Origin of the sequence: Nocardia sp. NPDC051832 (assembly GCF_040681285.1) — a bacterium.
GTDB lineage: Bacteria > Actinomycetota > Actinomycetes > Mycobacteriales > Mycobacteriaceae > Nocardia.
Window position 1 is genome coordinate 1,624,644 of record NZ_JBFAYL010000002.1, and the last position, 22,327, is coordinate 1,646,970.

Consider the following 22,327-nt stretch of genomic DNA (forward strand, 5'->3'; position numbering starts at 1 on the left):
TCCCTATGTCCCAAGCGCAGTCGTCCTCGATCTCGGCCGCTCAGGAAGCGTTGTGGTGGGCCCAGCGGCTGGCGCCGGAGCTGTCCAACAATGTCGGCGGGTACCTCGATGTCACCGGCTGTGTGGATCAGTCGCTGCTGGCGGCCGCGCTGCGGGTGGTGGTCGCCGAGGTCGACGTGCTCTTCGTGAACTTCGCCGACGAGACCCACGGGCCGCGCCGAACCGAGCGGGCCGATCGTGGCTGGCAGCCGGACTTCGTCGATGTCAGTGCGACCGTGGATCCCGGGGCGAGTGCCCAGCGGCACATGGCCGCCGCGCATCGGCTTCCGTTCGATCTGGCCGGTGACCTCCTGTTCCGGGGCGGCACGATCAAACTGGGCGCGGACCGGTGCTTTCTGTTCGCCATCGCGCACCACATCGTGATCGACGGATACGGGCTGGGGCTGGTGGTGCGCCGCGTCGCCGAGGTCTATTCGGCGATGACCGCGGGGCGACAGGTGCCGGACGCGGGCTTCGCGGGGGCCGACGCCATCGAGGCGGCGGAGCGAAAGTACCGGGAGTCCAGCCGCTTTGCCCGCGATCGGGAATTCTGGGAGCGCTACACCGCCGACCTCCCGAATCCGGTCGCCCTCCCGGGCGTTCCGGAGCCGGGCTCGGCGCACACCCTCCGGCACAGCGTGCGGCTGGCGACCGGCGAGGCGCACGACCTGCTGGCCGCGGCCGAGAGCGTGGGGCTGTCGATGCCCGAAGTGCTGGCGGCGGCCGTCGCGGCGCTGGTGCATCGGGTGTCGAGCCGGGACGAGTTCATGCTGCGGCTGGCGGTGGCCAACCGGACCGGCGCGGCGCGGCGGACGCCGGGCTTGATGTCGAATATCGTTCCGGTGCGGGTCGATATCGGTCCCGGCCTCGGCCTCGGCGACATCGCGGGCGCCCTCGGCACGGAACTGCGCACCACGATCCGGCATGCGCGGTTTCCCTTCGCGGACATCCGGCGGATCGGGAATCCGGGCGCGGTGCTGGGCAATCCGTTCGGTCCGTTGCTGAACATCATCCCGTTCTCCGACGACGAGATCTATTTCGGTGACTTCAGCGTCCGGATCAACGCGCTGTCCTTCGGGCCGGTCGACGACCTCGCCCTCTCGATCTTCTACGACCGGCACAACATCAAGAGCCTGAGCATCGAGCTGGATGCGAACGGCCTGTCCTACGCGCCCGACGACCTCCGGCGGTACGGGGACATCCTGACCGCGATCCTGCGCGGGTTCCTCGGCGACCCCACGCGACCGGTCGGGCGGCTGGCGCTGGCGAGCGCCGCGGAATCCGAACGGGTACTGCGGACTTGGAACGGCATCGCGACCGCCGTGCCGGCGGCGACGACGGCGGAACTGTTCGAGCGGCAGGTGCGGCGGTCGCCGGAAGCACTCGCCGTGCGGTGCGGGGACACCCGAATCAGCTACCGGCAACTGAACTCTCGCGCCAACGCGCTGGCCTGGGTCTTGATCGAGCAGGGGATCGGACCGGAATCGGTTGTCGCGGTAGCCCTGCCCCGCACGGCGGAGCTGATCGTGGCGCTCGTCGCGGTGCTCAAGAGCGGTGCGGCGTATCTCCCGATCGATCCCGCCTATCCGGGCGAGCGCATCGAGCTCATCGTCGCGGACGCCGGGCCCGAACTCGTGATCACCGATTCGGTGACCACCCTGCCGAGCACCTCCGCGCCGCGACTGGTTCTGGACGCTCTGGCATTTCCGGCGTCCGACGACCCCACGGACGCGGATCGCACCCGTCCGGTCCGCCCGGATAACCCTGCCTATCTCATCTACACTTCCGGCTCCACCGGAACTCCCAAGGGCGTCATCGTCACCCAGCGCAACCTGACCAACCTGGTGACCCAGGTGGGGCGAGTGTTGCCGCCGGGCGATTCGCCGAATGTCGTGGCCGGGACGTCCATCGCGTTCGACGTGTCGGTCGCCGAGCTGTTCGCGCCGCTCGCCGCGGGTCGCAGCGTCGAGCTGATCTCCGACAATCTCGCACTCGCCCACCGTATTTCGCCGCAAAGTTTGCTCAGCACGGTTCCGTCGGTCTTCCAAGAGGTGCTGGGGCTGCTCGCCGACCCGGCCGGTGTCGGCGGCGTGCTGCTGTCCGGGGAGATCTTGCCCCGGCGGCTGGTCGACGCAGCCGCAGCCGCCCTACCGGAGACGCCCATCGTCAACGCCTACGGGCCCACGGAGACAACGGTATTCGTGACCAGCCATCGGGTCCGCGGGCCGGTGCCGGGCGAGTCTTCGGTGCCGATCGGCAGGCCGTTGCGGAATGTGCGGGTGTATGTGCTGGACGCCGGGTTGCGGCCGGTTCCGGCAGGTGTCGTGGGGGAGCTGTATATCGCGGGCGCGCAGGTGGCGCGTGGGTATCGGGGGCGGGCGGCTCTGACGAGTGCGAGGTTCGTGGCGTGTCCGTTCGACGCGGGGGAGCGAATGTATCGCTCCGGCGACGAGGTGCGGTGGACGCGTTCCGGGGAACTGGTGTTCGTGGGGCGGGCCGATGATCAGGCAAAGATCCGGGGTGTGCGGGTGGAACCGGGTGAGGTCGAGGCGGTGCTGCTGACCCACCCGGCAGTCGGTAAGGCGGTGGTCGTGCCCCGCTCCGGAATCGACGGAACCGCGCAGCTGGTGGGCTATATCGTGCTCGACCGCAAGGTGCTGGCCGCCCGGGATCGGGAATGGGAGCAGGAACTCGTCGGGCAGTGGGGCCGGGTGCATGACGATCTGCATTCCCCCGGCCCGCGCGCCGGCGACTCGGCGGAAGTGGGCTTCTGGGAGGATTTCCGTGGCTGGGTGAGCAGCTACACGGGTGCGCCGATTCCGCCGGCGGAGATGCGGGAGTGGCGGGATGCCACGGTGGCGCGGATTCGGGAGCTGGACCCGCGCCGGGTGCTCGAGATCGGGGCGGGCTCCGGGCTGCTGCTGTCGCGTGTGGCCGCGAGCTGCGAATCCTATTGGGGCACTGATATATCAGGTGGCACCGTCGCGGAGTCGCGGCACCGGCTGGCCCGGATCGAGGAGGACTGGGCCGGACGGGTAGTGCTGCTGGCGCAGGCCGCCGATGACGTGCGCGGCTTGCCGGTCGGCGAGTTCGACACGGTCGTGCTGAATTCGGTGGTGCAGTATTTTCCCAGCGCGGGCTATCTGATCGACGTCCTCGAGCGGGTGATCGAAATGCTGGCCCCGGGCGGCGCGGTGTTCCTCGGGGACGTCCGGGACCTGGATTCGGTGTCGCTGTTCGCGACGGGAGTCCAGCTGGCCCGGGCCGGGAGCGACGACACCGCGGCGCAGGTGCGCGCTCGGATTCGGCGCGCTGTCGCCGAGGAACGCGAGCTGCTGCTGTCGCCGGAATTCTTTGTGCGGCTGCGCGATCGGATACCCGCGATCACGGCGGTGGAGGTCCGGTCGAAGGACGGCCGTGCCCGGAACGAGCTGACGGCCTATCGGTACGACGTGGTCCTGCGCACGGCGCCGCCTGCGCCGCGCGTCCCGGTCCCGCGGGAAGTGCGCCGGTGGGAAGAATTCCAGGACCTGACCCGGCTGCGGGCGTACCTGAGCGGATCGGCCGCGAACTCCATTCTGGTGCAGGGGATTCCGCATGCCGGATCGTTGCCCGACGGCGGTGCGGCCGCCGTGCTGGCGGCGGCGGGGCCACGTCGCCGCATCGCCGACTTGACCCTCGACGGTGAGCTCACGTCCGGCGTGTGGCCGCAGGATTGCCGCGAACTGGGACGGGAGCTCGGCTATGCGGTCGCGGTGCGGCCATCCGCCGCACCGGGGTTGGTGGACGCCGAGTTCGTGACCGCTGACCGTGCGGTCGGGACAGTATTTCCGGTCGCTTTCGAGCCGGACGAGGATTCGGCGCGAAGTCTCGAGGACTGTGCGAGTGATCCTGGTGCGCGGGATCGGCTGGCGGGGATGCGGGGATTCGTGGGTCGTTCGCTGCCGGAGTTCATGGTGCCCGCGGTGGTGCTGGCGGTGTCGGAGTTGCCGTTGACGCCGAACGGGAAGGTGGATCGAAAGGCGTTGCCCGATCCGGAGTTCGTGGGTGGGGTGTATCGGGATCCGCGTGATGAGTCCGAGCGGGTGTTGGCGGGGTTGTTTGCTGAGGTCTTGGGTGTGGGGCGGGTGGGTATCGATGATGTGTTCTTCGATTTGGGTGGGCATTCGTTGTCGGCGACGCGGTTGATCAGCCGGATTCGGTCGGTGCTGGGTGTGGAGTTGCCGATTCGGGTGGTGTTCGAAGCGCCGACGGTGGCGGCGCTGGCGGCTCGCCTGTCGGAGGGCCGGGTGGCGCGGGGCCGGTTGCGGGCGTTTTCGCGGCCGGATCGGGTGCCGTTGTCCTATGCGCAGTCCCGGCTGTGGTTCCTGCACCGGTTCGAGCCCGGAGCCGCGGTCTACAACATTCCGGTCGCACTCCGCATGACCGGCGTACTGGATGTGGCTGCGGTGGCGGCCGCGCTGGGTGATGTGGTCGCCAGGCACGAAGTGCTGCGAACCGTCTACCGGGAGCAGGACGGCGTGCCGTGGCAGTGCCTGCTGGACACTGCCGAGGTCCGAGTTCCGGTATCGGTAGCGGAGATCACCGACGAGCAGCAGCTGGTGCGCGCGGTGGCCGAGGCGGTGGCGGCGCCGTTCGATTTGGCTTCGCAGATTCCGTTGCGGGCGTGGGTGTTCCGGTTGGGTGGGGCTGAGCATGTGGTGGTGCTGGTGTTGCATCACATCGCTGGTGATGGTGGATCGTTGGTGCCGTTGGCGCGGGATGTGGCGGTGGCGTATGCGGCGCGGTCGTGCGGAAGTGCGCCGGAGTGGCAGTCGCTGCCGGTGCAGTATGCAGATTATGCGTTGTGGCAGCGGGAGGTGTTGGGCGAAGAATCCGATCCGGGGAGTGTGCTGGCCGCGCAATTCCGGTACTGGGAAACAGAATTGGACGGATCCCCGCAGGCGCTGCGGCTACCGGCGGATCGGCCGCGTCCGGCGGTGGCCTCCTATCGGGGGGAGACGGTGCCGTTGCGTGTGGGTCCGTCGTTGCGGGCGGGGCTCGAGGAGCTGGCGCGGGCGCGTGGTGCGACGTTGTCGATGGTGTTGCAGTCGGGTTTGGCGGTGTTGCTGTTCAAACTCGGTGCCGGAGAAGACATCACGATCGGTGGTCCGGTCGCGGGGCGTACCGATGAGGCGCTGGCCGATCTGGTGGGGTTCTTCGTCAATACGTGGGTGTTGCGGGTTCCGGTGTCGGGTGCGGTCCGGTTCGGTGAGTTGGTCGATCGGGTGCGTTCGAAGGCGTTGTCGGCGTATGAGAATCAGGATGCGCCGTTCGAGCGTTTGGTGGAGTTGCTGAATCCGGCGCGGTCGACCGCGCATCATCCGTTGTTCCAGGTGGCGTTCGCCTTGCAGAACAACGAACTTCCGGATCTGAGCTTCCCCGGCTTACGAATCACGCCGCTGCCCACCCCGGTACGGACCGCCAAGTTCGACCTGAACTTCGGTCTCGCCCACCACCGGGAAACCGGCGGCCTCGAGGGGACGATCGAGTACGCCGCGGATCTGTTCGACCGGGCCAGTGCCGAAGCCCTCGCGGCGCGCTACGTCCGGGTATTGCAGCACGTCGTCGCGGATCCCGGTATCCGGGCCGGGCGGCTGGAGCTGTTGAGCGCCGCGGAGTCCGAGCAGGTGCTGCGGTCCTGGAACGACACCGTGTTCGCCACACCGGAGCTGACGATCGTGGAACGGATCGAGCAGCAGGCGGACCGCTCGCCGGAAGCGCTCGCGCTGGTCTCCGGCGACGCGCGAATCGACTACGGGCAGTTGAACTCCCGTGCCAACACCCTGGCCTGGGAGCTGATCGGGCGCGGCATCGGGCCGGAATCGGTGGTGGCGGTGGCGTTGCCGCGCACCCCGGACCTGATCGTGGCATTGCTGGCGGTGCTCAAAGCCGGTGCCGCCTACCTGCCGATCGATCCCGCCTACCCCAGTGCCCGCACCGAATTCATGGTCGGTGACGCCAGACCGGAACTCGTCCTCACCGATACCGCCACCCTCGGCGCGCTGCCCGGCACCACGGCGGCGCGCCTGGTTCTCGACGCTTTCGCCGCCGGCCCGCGTACGCCGCAACGCAATCCCGCCGACGTCGATCGCGTTCGTGCACTGCGCCCCGGGAATCCCGCCTATCTCATCTACACCTCCGGTTCGACCGGCATCCCCAAAGGCGTCGCTGTCACCCACCACAACCTCGCCGCCCTGTTCGTGGCCACCGCGGGTCGCTGTGGCACGGCGGCGACCGATGTGTGGGTGATGTGTCATTCCCAGGCTTTCGACTTCTCGGTCTGGGAGATCTGGGGCGCCTTGGTATCCGGCGCGCGGCTGGTGGTGGCGCCGTGGCAGGTCGCCCGGTCACCGGAGACGCTCTGGGACTTGATCGTCGAGTCGGGGGTGACGGTGCTCAACCTGACGCCGTCCCAGTTCCGCGGGTTGATCGAATACACCCGGGACAAGCAGCTCACCTCCGCGAAGACGGCGCTGCGCAGAGTGATTCTGGGCGGTGAGGCCCTGGATCGTACGCAGCTGGGCGATTGGCGTCCGAGTACATGGTCGATGGGCGCGGACGCGGTCGTCGCGAACATGTACGGGATCACCGAGACCACCGTGCACGCGACGCATCTGGCCTTGCCCGGGCTCGGGGAGTCAGGCTCCGCCGACCTGATCGGCACACCCCTCGGAAGTTTTCGGGCCTATGTGCTGGACGGGGGTTTGCGGCCGGTTCCGGCGGGTGTGGCGGGGGAGTTGTATCTCGCGGGCGCGCAGGTGGCGCGGGGGTATCGGGGGCGGCCGGGTCTGACGAGTACGCGGTTCGTGGCCTGCCCCTTCGGTTCCGGGGACGTGATGTACCGCTCCGGAGACGAGGCGCGCTGGACCCGGACCGGAGTTCTGGAGTTCCTCGGCCGGGCCGACGAGCAACTCGAAGTGCTCGGTGTGCGAGTGGAGCCAGGGGAGGTCGAGGCGGCGCTACTGGCACATCCGGCCGTGGCCGGCGCGGTGGTGTGCGGACGCACCGACCCTTCGGGTTTCGCCCGCCTGGTCGCCTACGTCGTTCCGGATGCGGTCCGCGCCCCGGTCGCGGCGCGCTGTCTACGGTCGGACCGACTGGGGAAGACACCCGGTGCGCAGGTTCACGAACTGCCCAACGGCATGCCGATCGTCGCGCGGAACCTGTCCAACGTCCGGTTCCTGTACCAGGAGATCGTCGAACGAAACGAGTACTTCCGCTGGGGCGTAACGGTTCCCGAGCGCGGCTGCGTCGTCGATGTCGGAGCGCACGTCGGGATGTTCTCGATGCTGGTCGGCTACACCTCCGCCGCGGCCGAGATCTACGCGATCGAGGCGATTCCCGACGTCGCGGCGATGGCCGAACTGAACTTCGAGCTGCACGGCGTGCGGGCCACGGTGCTCAACTGCGCGCTCGGCGCGCACAGCGGGACCACGGCGATGACCTACTACCCCGAGATGTCGATCCTGTCGACGCGCTCCTCCGACAGCGCCTCGGTCGAGGCGACGGTGCGCGCGTACGTCCAAGCGACCGCCGCCGAGGGGCTGGACCTGGATGGTCCCGAGCTGGCCGATCTGATGGCCGATCGGCTGCGGCGCCGCGACCTGGTCGTTCCGATGGCGACGCTGTCCCAGGTGATCCGGGCCGAAGGGATCGAACGGATCGATCTCCTCAAGGTCGACGTGGAAGGCAGCGAAGTCGATGTGCTGCACGGGATTTCCGCCGACGACTGGCCGCGGATCGGGCAGGTCGTGCTGGAGGTCCGCGATGTCGCGGGCAGACTCGCGGAAGTGGTGACGCTGCTCGAGCGGCACGACTTCGAGATCGCTGTCGAGACGGCGCCATACCTGGCCGGAACCGATCTCTGGATGGTCTACGGGGTGAGCAGGCAAGCAGGCGGCCTGTCGACTCCCAGCGCGCCGAGTGACATTGCGGAACAGCGGGTTTCGCGCATGTCGCCCGGCGCTCTCGCCCGGCACATCCGGGGGTTCGTGGGCGGGCGATTGCCGGAGTTCATGATGCCCGCGGTGGTGCTGGCGGTGGCGGAGTTGCCGTTGACGCCGAACGGGAAGGTGGATCGAAAGGCGTTGCCCGATCCGGAGTTCGCGGGCGGGGTGTATCGGGCTCCGCGCGATGAGTCCGAGCGGGTGCTGGCCGGGTTGTTCGCGGAGGTGCTGGGTGTCGCTCGGGTCGGGATCGATGACGGGTTCTTCGATTTGGGTGGGCATTCGTTGTCGGCGACGCGGTTGATCAGCCGGATTCGGTCGGTGCTGGGTGTGGAGTTGCCGATTCGGCTGGTGTTCGAAGCGCCGACGGTGGCGGCGCTGGCTGCTCGCCTGGGCGAAGGCCGGGTGCGTCGAATCCCTGTGGGCGTCCGGTCGCGCCCGGATCGCCTGCCGTTGTCGTATGCGCAGGCGCGGCTGTGGTTCCTGCACCGGTTCGCACCGATGACAGCGGTTTACCACGTCCCGGTAGCGCTGCGATTGATCGGTGCGCTGGGTATGCCCGCCTTGACGGCGGCGCTGGGTGATGTGGTCGCGCGGCACGAAGTGCTGCGGACCGTGTACCGGGATGAGGACGGGACACCCTGGCAGCAGGTTCTTTCCGGTGTGGACGTGCCGGTGACACTGCGCGAGGTCCCCGGCGGGCAGGAACTCGACGAGGAGATAGCGGCGGAGATACAGCGGCCATTCGATCTGTCCACGCAGATTCCGCTGCGGGCGTCGGTATTTCGATGTGGTGTGGCTGAGCATGTGGTGGTGCTGGTGCTGCATCACATTGCCGGTGATGGTGGGTCGTTGGTGCCGTTGGCGCGGGATGTGGCGGTGGCCTACACGGCGCGGTCACGCGGGACGGCTCCGGAATGGGAGCCGCTGCCGGTGCAGTACGCCGATTATGCGTTGTGGCAGCGGGAGGTATTGGGCGAGGAGTCCGATCCGGAGAGTGTGCTGGCTGCGCAATTCCGTTACTGGGAAACAGAATTGGCTGGATCCCCGCAGGTGCTGCGGTTGCCCGCGGATCGGCCACGACCGGGTGTCGCTTCGCAGGCCGGCAGTGCCGTTCCCTTGGAGGTGCCGGTGCGGTTGCGGGCGGGGCTCGAGCAGCTGGCGCGGGCGCGTGGGGCCACGTTGTCGATGGTGTTGCAGTCGGGTCTGGCGGTGCTGCTGTTCAAACTCGGTGCGGGAGAGGACATCACGATCGGTGGTCCGGTTGCGGGGCGTACCGATGAGGCGCTGGCCGATCTGGTGGGGTTCTTCGTCAATACATGGGTGCTGCGGGTTCCGGTCTCGGGCTGCACCCGCTTCTCGGACCTGGTCGACCAGGTCCGGGACAAAGCCGTGTCCGCCTACGACCATCAGGACGCGCCGTTCGAACGGATCGTGGAGCTACTGAATCCGCCGCGATCGACGGCGCATCATCCGTTGTTCCAGGTGTCGTTCGCGCTGCGGCACAACGAACTTCCCGATCCGGCGATTCCCGGACTACGGATCACGCCGCTGCCCACCCCGGTACGGACCGCCAAGTTCGACCTGAACTTCAGCCTCACCGGCTCCGCCGCATCAGGCGGCCTCGCGGGTGAGATCGAGTTCGCTACCGACCTGTTCGACCGCGCGACCGTCGAAGCCATCGCCGCGCGCTATGTCCGGGTGCTGGAACAGGTCGACGCCGACCCCGATATCCGGGTCGGCCGGGTGGCGTCGCTGAGCGCCGTCGAGTCCGAGCAGGTACTGCGTTCCTGGAACGACACCGCGGCCGCCACTCCCGCGCTGACGGTCGTGGAGCTGTTCGAGCGTCGAGTCGACCGGTCACCGAATTCGGTCGCGGTGGTCTGCGCGGATAATCGAATCGACTACGCGCAACTCAACTCTCGCGCCAATGTGCTCGCGCGGGCGTTGATCGGGCGGGGCATCGGGCCGGAATCGGTGGTGGCGGTAGCGCTGCCGCGCACCCCGGATCTGATCGTGGCATTGCTGGCGGTGCTCAAAGCCGGTGCCGCCTACCTGCCGATCGATCCCGCCTACCCGGGTGACCGCACCGAGTTCATCCTCGCCGATGCCGCACCGGAACTGGTGCTGACCGACCTGGCGCGCATCGCGACGGCGGGCGTTCCGGAGACCAACCCGGTCGACCGCGATCGCGTGCGCGCGGCACATCCCGACCAGCCCGCCTACCTCATCTACACCTCGGGCTCGACCGGAAAACCCAAGGGCGTCACCGTCACCCACCGCAACCTCACCAATATGGCCGTCCACGACTGGCCCGACGACCGCGGCGAGGTGATGCTGGCGCACTCGCCGATCATGTTCGACGCCTCGGCCTATGAGATCTGGCCGACGCTGGCCACTGGACGCACCCTGCGCATCATGTCCGAGGCGGCGCACGACATCGATCGGATCCGCCGCTATCTGCTCGACTACGACGTGCAGACGATGTTCGCGACGAGTCCGGTGCTGGAGCTGTTCGCCGAGGGCGACCTCGGTTGCCTGGATCGCCTGCGCTTGCTGGCCTCGGGCGGCGAGGTGCTGTCGCGGCCCGCCGTCGCCCGGATCCTCGATCGGCATCGAGCGTTGCGGATCGCGAATACCTATGGGCCCACCGAAACCACCGTGGCCGCGACAGCTCATGTCGTCACGTTCGGTGATCTGCCCGCCGGCAGCACGATGCCCATCGGCGCGCCCTTGACGAATGTGCGGGTGTATGTGCTGGACGGAGGTCTGCGGCCGGTGCCGGTGGGGGTGGTCGGGGAGCTCTACATCGCGGGCGCACAGGTGGCGCGCGGGTACCGGGGTCGCCCGGGTCTGACGAGTGAACGGTTCGTCGCCTGCCCCTTCGGCAGTGGGGACCGGATGTATCGCTCCGGCGACGAGGTGCGCTGGCATCGCAGTGGTGCACTGGAATTCGTGGGCCGGGCCGATGACCAGGTGCAGATCCGGGGCGTCCGGGTGGAACCGGGCGAGGTCGAGGCCGCGCTGCTGGCGCACCGGGCCGTGGACAGGGCGGTCGTGGTGGCCTGCGCCGGTGCGGACGGAGCCGCGCGGTTGGCGGCGTATGTGGTGCTCACCGGCGACGAACGCGGGCCGGGCGAATCCGCGTTCGACGCGACAGCGCTACGCGCGTTCGTGGGTCGATCGCTGCCGGAGTTCATGGTGCCGGCGGTGGTGCTGGCGGTGGGGGAGTTGCCGTTGACGCCGAACGGGAAGGTGGATCGGCAGGCGTTGCCGGTCCCAGAGTTCGTGGGTGCGGTGTACCGCGCTCCGCGCGATGAGTCCGAGCGGGTGCTGGCGGGGTTGTTCGCGGAGGTGCTGGGGGTCGCTCGGGTGGGCGTCGATGATGTGTTCTTCGATTTGGGTGGGCATTCCTTGTCGGCGACGCGGTTGATCAGCCGGATTCGGTCGGTGCTGGGTGTGGAGTTGCCGATTCGGGTGGTGTTCGAAGCACCCACGGTGGCGGCGCTGGCTGCTCGCCTGGGCGAAGGCCGGGTGACTCGGATACGGCTGGGTGTCCGTGCGCGCCCCGATCGGGTGCCGTTGTCGTATGCGCAATCGCGGCTGTGGTTCCTGCACCGGTTCGAGCCCAGGTCGGCGGTCTATCACATCCCGCTGGCTCTGCGATTGATCGGAGCGCTGGATGTCGCCGCGCTGCGCGCGGCGATCGGTGATGTGGTGGCCCGCCACGAAAGTCTGCGCACGGTATTCCCGCACGAAGGGGGTGTGCCCTGGCAGCAGGTACTGGCGCACGACGAGGTGGAGGTGCCGGTCTCGGTTGTGGAGGTAGCGGGCGACGTGCGGGACACCGCCGCGCCGGGTGGAGTCGGCGAGCCCGCCGGGCCGCTACAGGGCGCGATGGCGCGCGCCGTGGCGGCGCCGTTCGATCTGTCCACGCAGATTCCGTTGCGGGCGTGTGTGTTCCGGACGGGCACAACCGAGCATGTGGTGCTACTGGTCGTGCATCACATCGCCGGTGATGGCGGGTCGCTGGTGCCGCTGGCGCGCGATGTAGCGGTGGCTTACGCGTCCCGACGGTCGGGTGGCGGGCCGGAGTGGACGCCGCTGCCGGTGCAGTACGCCGACTACACGCTCTGGCAGCGGGAGTTGCTGGGCGAGGGATCCGACCCCGGCAGCGTGCTGGCAGGCCAATTCCGTTACTGGGAGCGGGAACTGGCGGAGATACCGCAGTTGTTGCGCTTGCCGACCGATCGGCCGCGTCCGGCGGTGGCCTCGAATCGGGGGGAGACGGTGCCGTTGGTGCTGTCCGCACGCTTGCGGGCGGGACTCGAGGAAATGGGGCGGGCGCGTGGGGCCACGTTGTCGATGGTGTTGCAGTCGGGTTTGGCGGTGTTGTTGTTCAAACTCGGTGCGGGAGAGGATATTACGATCGGTGGTCCGGTCGCGGGGCGTACTGATGAAGCCTTGAGCGATCTGGTGGGGTTCTTCGTCAATACCTGGGTGCTTCGTGTTCCGGTGTCGGGCGGAACCGGGTTCGGCGAGCTGATAGATCGGGTGCGTTCAAAGGCGTTGTCGGCGTATGAGAATCAGGATGCGCCGTTCGAGCGTTTGGTGGAGTTGTTGAATCCGGCGCGGTCGACTGCGCATCATCCGTTGTTCCAGGTGTCGTTCGCGCTCCAGAACAATGAGTTGCCCGAGTTGGCTTTCCCGGGTTTGGCGATCACGCCGTTGCGTGCTCCGACGCGGATCGCCAAGTTCGACTTGTTCTTCAGCCTCGCCGAGTACCTCGACGACGGCGACCGATCCGGCGGCCTGGTGGGTGAGGTCGAGTTCGCCACCGATCTGTTCGATCGGGCGAGTGCGGAAGCGATCGCGGCCCGGTATGTGCGTGTGCTGGAACAGGTGGTCGCGGAACCCGGTGTCCGGGTCGGGCGGGTGGAGTTGCTCAGCGCCGGAGAAGCCGAGCAGGTGCTGCGAACGTGGAACGCCACCCGGATCGCGACCTGCACGCAGACGATCGTCGAGTTGTTCGAACGGCAAGCAGCGCGTTCGCCGGAAGCCGTCGCGGTGGTGTGCGCGGATACCCGAATCGGCTACGCGGAACTCAACTCCCGGGCGAATGTTCTCGCGTGGGAGCTGATCGACCGGGCCATCGGGCCGGAAATCATTGTCGCGGTGGCCTTGCCGCGCAGCCCGGAATTGGTCGTGGCGTTGCTGGCGGTGCTCAAGACCGGGGCGGCCTACCTGCCGATCGACCCCGCCTACCCCAGTGACCGCACCCGCTACGTCCTCACCGACGCGGCGCCCGCGCTGTTGGTGACCGACAGCGCCACGGTCGCGGCGCTGCCGCATACGCCCATGCCTCGCCTGATCATCGACCGCCACAGCGCCCGTACCGATACCCTGGACACCGATCCCCAGCCGCATGAGCGCACTCGCCCGCTGCGGCCGGACCACCCGGCCTACCTCATCTACACCTCCGGCTCGACGGGACGACCCAAAGGCGTCGTCATCACCCATCGCGGTATCGCGGGGCGGCTGGAGATGATGCAGGAACTGCACGGGCTCGGTGTGGACGACGCGGTGCTGCAGAAGACGTCCTTCGGTTTCGATCCGTCGGTGTGGGAGATCTTCTGGCCGTTGCTGATCGGCGCCAGAACGGTCCTGACGCCGGGCGACTGGCGCGATCCGGGCTATCTCGCCGAGCTGATCCGGACCGAGCGCATCTCGATGATCCGATTCGTGCCCTCGGAGCTGGAGGCGTTCCTGGACCATCCGGCGGCGACGGAACTGCGATCCCTGCGCCATGTCATCAGTGGGGGTGAGGCGATGCCGGCGCACCTGGCGCAGCGGCTGATCGACACGCTTCCTGCCGTCTCCTACAACATGTTCGGGCCCACCGAGACCACGATCGCCGCGACGGTCCAGGTGCTGGAGCCGGGAACAATGCGCGCGGGCGGCGCGGTGCCGATCGGCGGGCCGCTCGGGAATGTCCGGGTCTATGTGCTGGACGGGGGTTTGCGTCCGGTCCCGGTGCATGTCGTGGGGGAGTTGTACATCGCCGGTGGGCAATTGGCTCGCGGTTATCGGGACCGTGCCGGTGCGACCGGTGAACGGTTCGTGGCGTGTCCGTTCGGTGTGGGTGAGCGGATGTATCGCTCGGGGGATGAGGTGCGCTGGAATCGAGACGGTGGGCTGGAGTTCGTCGGGCGCGCCGATCATCAGGTGAAGGTGCGGGGTGTGCGGGTGGAACCGGGTGAGGTCGAGGCGGTGCTGCTGACCCACCCGGCCGTCAGCCGGGCGGTAGTGGTGAGCCGCGCGGGCGCGGACGGCGTCGCCCAGCTGGTGGGGTACGTGGCCCTGGACCGCGGCGTGCTGGTCGCCCGGGACCGGATGTGGGAGCAGGAACTCGTCGAGCAGTGGGGTCGGGTACACGATGACCTGCACGCGGACGAGGCCGAAGCGCCGCCGAGCTTCGGGGAGGATTTCCGGGGCTGGGTGAGTAGCTATACGGGTGCGCCGATTCCGCTGGCGGAGATGCGCGAGTGGCGGGATGCGACGGTCGCGCGAATCCGGGAGCTGGACCCGCGCCGGGTGCTCGAGATCGGTGCCGGCTCCGGACTGCTGCTGTCGAAACTCGCGCGCGACTGCGAATCATATTGGGGCACAGATGTTTCTGCCACCGTGGTGGACCGTTTGCGCAGCGGTCTGGCCGGGGCGCGGCCGTCGTGGGCGCGGTGGGTGCGGCTGCTGGCGCAAGCCGCCGATGACGTGCGCGGCCTGCCGGTCGGCGAGTTCGACACGGTCGTACTGAATTCGGTGGTGCAGTACTTTCCGAGCGCCGGTTATCTGATCGACGTGCTCGACCAGGTTGTCGGGTTGCTGGCGCCGGGCGGATCGGTGTTCCTCGGCGACGTCCGGAATCTGGATCTGGCGGCACTGTTCGCTACCGAGGTGCAGGTCGCGCGGGCCGGTGTCGACAGCACCGCGGGGCAGCTCCGGGATCGGGTGCGGCGTGCTGTCGCAGAGGAACGTGAGCTGCTGCTGTCGCCGGAATTCTTTGTGCGGCTGCGTGATCGGATACCCGCGATCACGGCGGTGGCGGTGCGGTCGAAGGACGGCCGTGCCCGGAACGAGCTGACGGCCTACCGGTACGACGTCGTTCTGCACACCGCGCCGGCGCGGATTCGCGCGGTGCCGACCGGCGCGCGGGGCTATGTCTGGGAACGCGGTGACGGCTTGCGCCGCCTGGCCGAGGTGCTGCGCGCGTGCCCCGCGGAAACCCTTCGCGTCAGCGGAATTCCGCAGGCAGGTCTGGTGCGAGCCGTCGCCGCGGCGGAGCGGATCGGACGGGCCGGGAAAGGTGACCTGGTGGCGGATATCGATCTCGGTGCCGGGACCGCGGCCGGTGTGTGGCCGCAGGACTGCCGTGACCTCGGGCGCGACCTCGGCTACGACGTCGTGGTCACGCCCGCGCGGACACCAGGACTGATGGATGCCGTCTTCGTCTCCGCCGGATCACCGGAGTCCGGCGCGGGGGACGGGCGCGTGCGTACGGACACTGCTCTGCCGGTGCGGGATTCGGTGCGTCGACTCGAGGACTGTGCGAGTGATCCCGGTGCGCGGGATCGGCTCGCGGGGATGCGGGGGTTCGTGGGCCGGCGGTTGCCGGAGTTCATGGTGCCCGCGGTGGTGCTGGCGGTGCCGGAGTTGCCGTTGACGCCGAACGGGAAGGTAGACCGGAAAGCGTTGCCCGATCCGGAGTACCTCGCCGCCGGGATCTATCGAGGTCCGCGCGACGACACCGAACGGGTGCTGACCGGGTTGTTCGCGGAGGTGCTGGGGGTCGCTCGGGTGGGCATCGATGACGGGTTCTTCGATCTGGGTGGGCATTCGTTGTCGGCGACGCGGTTGATCAGCCGGATTCGGTCGGTGCTGGGTGTGGAGTTGCCGATTCGGCTGGTGTTCGAAGCACCCACGGTGGCCGCGCTGGCGCCCCGGCTGGGGGAAGGCCGGACGACCCGAGTGCGATTGGGTGTCCGGTCGCGCCCGGATCGCCTGCCGTTGTCCTATGCGCAGTCCCGGCTGTGGTTCCTGCACCGGCTGGAACCGTGGTCGCCGGTGTACAACGTCCCCATTGTGCTTCAGCTGACCGGCGAACTGGATGTCGCGGCGCTGGCGGCGGCGGTGACCGACGTGGTCGGCAGGCATGAAAGCCTGCGCACCGTATTCCCGGACGAAGGCGGGGTGCCGTGGCAGGAGGTGCTCGCGGCGGACCAAGTGCGGGTACCGATCACGGTGGCGGACGCGGAACTCGAGGTGCCCGAGGGCGCAGGGGAGTTCGCGGGCCGCCTGACGCCGGCGGTACTGCGTGCGGTCGCGGTGCCGTTCGATTTGGCTTCGCAGATTCCGTTGCGGGCGTGGGTGTTCCGGTCTGGTGTGGCCGAGCATGTGGTGGTGCTGGTGCTGCATCACATTGCCGGTGATGGTGGGTCGTTGGTGCCGTTGGCGCGGGATGTGGCGGTGGCGTATGCGGCGCGGTCGCGGGGGGCGGCTCCGGAATGGGAGCCGCTGCCGGTGCAGTACGCGGATTATGCGTTGTGGCAGCGGGAGGTGCTGGGCGAGGAGTCCGATCCAGGGAGCGTGCTGGCCGCGCAATTCCGTTACTGGGAAACAGAATTGGCCGGTGTCCCGCAGGTGCTGCGATTGCCGGTCGATCGTATGCGTCCGGCAGTGGCGTCGTACAAGGGCGAGTCGGTGCCGCTCGTCGTCTCGGAGCGATTGCGCGGGGATCTGGAGCAACTGGCGCGGGCGCGTGGTGCGACGTTGTCGATGGTGTTGCAGTCGGGTTTGGCGGTGTTGCTGTTCAAACTCGGTGCGGGAGAGGATATTACGATCGGTGGTCCGGTCGCGGGGCGTGCCGATGAGGCGCTGTCCGATCTGGTGGGGTTCTTCGTCAACACCTGGGCGCTGCGCGTTCCGGTGTCGGGTGCGATCCGGTTCGGTGAATTGGTCGATCGGGTGCGTTCGAAGGCGTTGTCGGCGTACGAGAATCAGGATGCGCCGTTCGAGCGTTTGGTGGAGTTGTTGAATCCGGCGCGGTCGACCGCGCATCATCCGTTGTTCCAGGTGTCGTTCGCGTTGCAGAACAATGAGTTGCCGGAGTTGGCTTTTCCTGGTTTGGCGATCACGCCGTTGCGTGCTCCGACGCGGATCGCCAAGTTCGACTTGTTCTTCAGCCTCGCGGAACTTCTCGGCGAGGGGGACGGACACGGCGAACTGCGAGGCGAGATCGAGTTCGCCACCGACTTGTTCGATCGTGCGAGTGTGGAAGCGATCGCGGCCCGGTATGTGCGTGTGCTGGAGCAGGTGGTTGCTGAACCGGGTATTCGGGTCGGGCGGGTGGAGTTGCTCAGCGCCGGAGAAGCCGAGCAGGTGCTGCGGACCTGGAACGACACCGCCGCCGCGGGCCCCACGCCGACAGTCGTGGAACTGTTCCAGCAACAGGTGCGCCGTTCGCCGCACACGCCCGCCGTCACCTGCGGTGACGCGCGAATCGACTACCAGCAGCTCGCCTTCCGCGCCGGCGCCGTCGCCCGGCAACTGATCGACCGGGGAGCGGGACCCGAAGCGGTGGTCGCGGTCGCGGTGCCACGGACTCCGGAACTGATCGTGGCGCTGCTGGCGGTGCTCCAGACCGGCGCCGCCTACCTGCCCATCGACCCCGACTACCCCAGCGACCGGACCGCCTCGATCCTCGACGATGCCCGGCCCTTGCTCCTGCTCACCGACACCACCGTCGCCCCTTCGCTCCCTCCTGCCTCGCCGCCTCGCGTGCTGCTCGATACGAGCCCGGCCGCCCGCACGCACACCGGCCCGGCGCACCGCGGCCACCCGGTGCACCCGGACCACCCCGCGTACCTCATCTACACCTCCGGCTCCACCGGAAAACCCAAGGGCGTCACCGTCACCCACCGAAACGTCGCCAATATGGCCGTGCATTCCTGGCCGATGCGGGCCGAGGATCGGATGCTCGTGCACGCGTCGGTCGGTTTCGATGCCGCCGCACTGGAGATCTGGCCCGCCCTGGTCGGCGGCGGCGGCCTGATCTTGGCGCGGGAAAGCAGGTCCGACCGACAGGAGCTCGCGCGGGCCAGTCGAAGCGCCCAGCCCACGGCGATGTTCGGCACCCCCGAACTGATCGAACTCCTGCTCGACGAACCGAATCCGGAAGACGCTGTCCTGCAACCCATCAGACGCCTGATCTCGGGTGGCTCAGCACTGCCGGGCCGGATTGCCGAGCGGCTGCGGCGATCTCATCCCGCCCTCGAGGTCGTCAACGGTTACGGACCCGCCGAGACCACGGTCTGCGTTACGCAGCACCGGATCTCCGAGGTCGAGCGCGGCGGTCCGGTGGCGATCGGAAGACCGACCGGAAATGTGCGGGTTTACGTGCTGGACAGTGGATTACGTCCCGTGCCGATAGGTGTTCCAGGGGAGTTGTACATCGCCGGGAGCCAGCTGGCCCGCGGTTACCACCAGGCTCCGGGCCGGACCGGGGAACGATTCGTGGCGTGTCCGTTCGGTGTCGGGGAGCGGATGTACCGGTCGGGGGACGAGGTGCGCTGGAATCGAGACGGCGACCTGGAATTCGTGGGCCGGCTCGACGATCAGGTGAAGGTGCGGGGCGTGCGGGTGGAGCCGGGTGAGATCGAGGCGGTACTGCTGGGCCACCCGGCAGTCGAGCGAGCGGTGGTGCTCGCGCGTACGGGCGCCGACGCGGCCGCCCAGTTGCTGGCCTACGTGGTGCTCGGCGCGATCGACGGCCTGTCGGGCGAACCCGAGCGCGGCGAGATCTGCACGGGAGTGCGGAGTTTCGCGGCGCGGCGGCTGCCGGAGTTCATGCTGCCCGCGGCGGTGGTCGCGGTGCCGTACCTGCCGCTGACCCGCAACGGGAAGATCGATCGCGCCGCGCTGCCCATCCCGGAACTCACCGGCGGGAGCTACCGGGGCCCGCGCAACGACACCGAACGAATCCTGGCCGAACTCTTCGCGGAAGTCCTCGGCGTGGCCCGGGCCGGAATCGACGACGGATTCTTCGATCTGGGCGGGCACTCCCTCGCGGCGACACGATTGGTCAGCCGCATCCACGCGGTCCTGGGCCTCGAGCTACCGATGCGGATCGTCTTCGAATCGCCCACGGTCGCGACGCTCGCGACGCGCCTGGGCGAACAGCACCTGCCGGACACCGTCGACCCGTTCGCCACCGTCCTGCCGATTCGCGCGTACGGAGCCGGGACACCGCTGTGGTGCATCCACCCCGCCGGCGGACTGAGCTGGGGATTCATGAAACTGCGCGACCAGATCCCGGACCGCAGGATTTTCGGATTGCAGGCCCGCGGCTTCGACGGTGCGACACCGCCCGCCGCATCGATCGCGGCGATGGCCGCCGACTACCTCGATCTGCTGACCGGTGTGCAACCCGAAGGGCCCTACCATCTGCTGGGCTGGTCGTTCGGCGGCGTCGTCGCGCACGCCGTGGCCGTCGAACTCGAGCGGCGCGGGCATGCCGTCGGCGTGCTGGCCCTGCTGGACAGCCGCCCCTACGTCCCCGGCGCGAACGCGGTGGTCGATCTGGGGCCGGCGCATGCGCGCGCCGATGCCGTTGTCCGGCAATGGTTCACCGAGCAGTTCGGGACGCCCGCGGCGGCGCCGCAGTGGGACTACCTGATGGACCTGGCCACCCGGGTGTTCAAGAACAACTGGGAGATCTACCGGGCCTGGGACGTGCCGTTCTATCGCGGTGACGCGCTGATCCTGCGGGCGACGCGCGCCGAGGACGGTTCCCGGCTCGACGCGCCCCTCGGGCGATTGTGGCGACCGCATATCGGCGGCCGGATCGACATCGGCGACGTAGACGCCACCCATGCCGGTTTGGACAGCGCGGCGGCCGCGGTCACCATCGGCTCGATCCTGCACCGCGCGTTGGCCGCCCAAGAGACGGCGAACGGCGAGCGGCCGGTCGGCCGGTCGGCTCGGCAAAGTCCCGCGCTGGTGCCGAATTACGCTGACGTCCAAGCGCATTACGACATCTCCGACGAGTTCTACGCACTGTTTCTCGACCCCTCGCGCACCTATAGCTGTGCCTACTTCGAGCACGAGGAATCGACCCTCGAAGAAGCCCAGCTGGCCAAAATCGATCTCGCGCTCGGGAAATGCGACCTGCGTCCAGGAATGACGCTGCTCGACATCGGATGCGGCTGGGGCTCGACGCTGCGCCGCGCCGTCGACGCCTACGACGTCGACGCCGTCGGCTTGACGCTGAGCCGCAACCAGCACGCCTACGTGCAGGGCGCGGCCGGGGCGGGCGGCCGGCGCCGGCGTATGGAAGCGCGACTACAAGGGTGGGAGGAATTCGAGGAACCGGTCGACCGGATCGTCAGCATCGGCGCGTTCGAGCATTTCGGACTCGAACGCTACGACACCTTCTTCGGCAAGGCCGCGCGGTTGCTGCCCGACGACGGGGTGCTGCTGCTGCACACCATCGTCCGGACCGACGCCGACGACCTCGACCGCGACCTCGTCGAATTCGCCTGGTTCATCCAGAACGAAATCTTCCCGGGCGGCCAATTGCCGAAACCGCGCTGGGTAGTGCAGAGCGCGACGGCCGCCGGTTTCGCGGTGACCCGGGTCCATGCCCTGCGCAGTCACTACGCCCGCACTCTCGACTGCTGGTCGGCGGCGCTCGCGGCGCGGCGCGCGGAGGCCTGCGCGGTCGCCTCCGAGCAGGTCTACGAGCGCTACCTGCGTTACCTCTCCGGGTGCGCGGCGTTGTTCCGCGACGGGCGTCTGGATGTCATGCAGTTCACCATGGCGAAGGGTGGCCGTCGATGACCGAGCTCGAGAAGCGGAATCTGCTCAGAGTCGAACCGCTCGAAGCCTTTTCGGGAACGTTCCGGGTGCCCGCCTCCAAACCGGAGACCCAGCGCGCGATACTGGCCGGCACGCTGGCCGAGGGGGTTTCGCGGATCGGCAACGATCTGCGCGCCGGCGAGACCGAGGTGATGAAGCGGGCATGCCGCGCGCTGGGCGCCGAAATCACCGAGCACGAGGGCTATCTCGAGATCCGCGGCTGCGGCGGGCGGTTTCGCCACGAGGGACTGGTCCTGCAAGCCGAGGGATCCGGGCTCGTTTTCCGGACCATGGCCGCGCTGGGTTCGGTGCAGCCCGCGCCGGTGGTCGTGACCGGTGACGAGATCCTGTGCGGGCGGGTCATGGCGCCGCTGCTGACCGGGCTGCGCGAGCTCGGCGCCCGCATCGACTGCGTCTGCCGGGACGGGCATGCTCCCATCGTGAACTGGGGCCGCGGCTTGCGGGGCGGGCAGTGCCGGTTACCCGGCGACATCAGTTCGCAGTTCGTCACCGCGGTGTTGTTCGCCGCGCCGTTCGCGCGCGAACCGGTGGAGATCGAGATCGTGGGTGAGCTCTACTCGAAGTCGTATATCGCACAGACGCTGTCGTGTCTCGCCGCCGCGGGGGTGCGAGTGTCCGCGTCCGACGATTTCCGCCGGTTCCGGGTGTGGCCCTCCGCCTACCGGGCCCGGAATGTGTCCGTGCGCGAGGACTACACCTCGGCCTCCTATCTGCTGGCCGCGGCGGCGCTGTTTCCGGGCCGGACGGTGCTCGGCCACGTCAGCGGCGGCAGCGGGCAGGGCGAATACGCGATCCTCGGCATCCTGGAGCGACTCGGACTGCGCGTCGATCGCGAGCGCGCGACCTCGAGCCTCATCGTGGACAACCCCACCGGACGACTGCGCGGCGACCTCGAGGTGGACGCCCGGGATTGCCCGAACATCGTGCCCACCCTGGCCGCGATCGGAGCGTACGTCGAGGGCCGCATCCGGGTCGTCGGCGGGCGGCTGGTGCGCTTCCACAAAGCCTCCCGGGTCGAGGCGATGGTGCACGAGCTGTCCCGCGCGGGCGTCGATATCGAGCCGCTGTACGACGACGGCGTCTGCGACGGCTTCGAAGTGCGCGGCGCACCGGACTACCCGGGCGGCGTCACCTTCTCCAGCTGGGGCGACCACCGCATCTTCATGTCGCTGTTCGTGGCAGGCCTGCGCATGCGATCGGCCAACTTGTTCACCGGCTTCGAAGACGTCCGGCTGTCCTTCCCCGGGTTCGTCGAGGAATTCGCCGCCGCCGGCGCCGGCACCTCGGTGGTCGACGGCGGCTTCGGCGGCCCCAGCCTGAACGACCGTGCCTACCGCGACCTGAACGCGGTCGATTTGGTGTAGGGC

General features: G+C 68.6%; 2 protein-coding genes. Both read left to right on the forward strand.

Going from position 1 to position 22,327, the window contains the following annotated elements; all coding sequences use genetic code 11:
* Nucleotides 1-5: 5 nt before the first annotated feature.
* Nucleotides 6-20,921 (forward strand): cyclopropane mycolic acid synthase family methyltransferase, encoded by a 20,916-nt coding sequence (locus AB0M14_RS17320; protein WP_364995423.1) that lies wholly within the window; start codon nucleotides 6-8, stop codon nucleotides 20,919-20,921.
* On the forward strand, nucleotides 20,918-22,324 hold the full coding sequence (aroA, locus tag AB0M14_RS17325; RefSeq protein ID WP_364995426.1) for a 3-phosphoshikimate 1-carboxyvinyltransferase: 1,407 nt from the start codon (nucleotides 20,918-20,920) through the stop codon (nucleotides 22,322-22,324). The genes AB0M14_RS17320 and aroA overlap by 4 nt, the downstream gene beginning before the upstream one ends.
* Nucleotides 22,325-22,327: the final 3 nt, after the last annotated feature.

What these genes read in the sequence shown, in the direction of transcription:
- aroA (WP_364995426.1), top strand. Translation starts at nt 20,918, where the DNA reads ATGACCGAGCTCGAGAAGCGGAATCTGCTCAGAGTCGAACCGCTCGAA.
- AB0M14_RS17320 (WP_364995423.1), top strand. Translation starts at nt 6, where the DNA reads ATGTCCCAAGCGCAGTCGTCCTCGATCTCGGCCGCTCAGGAAGCGTTG.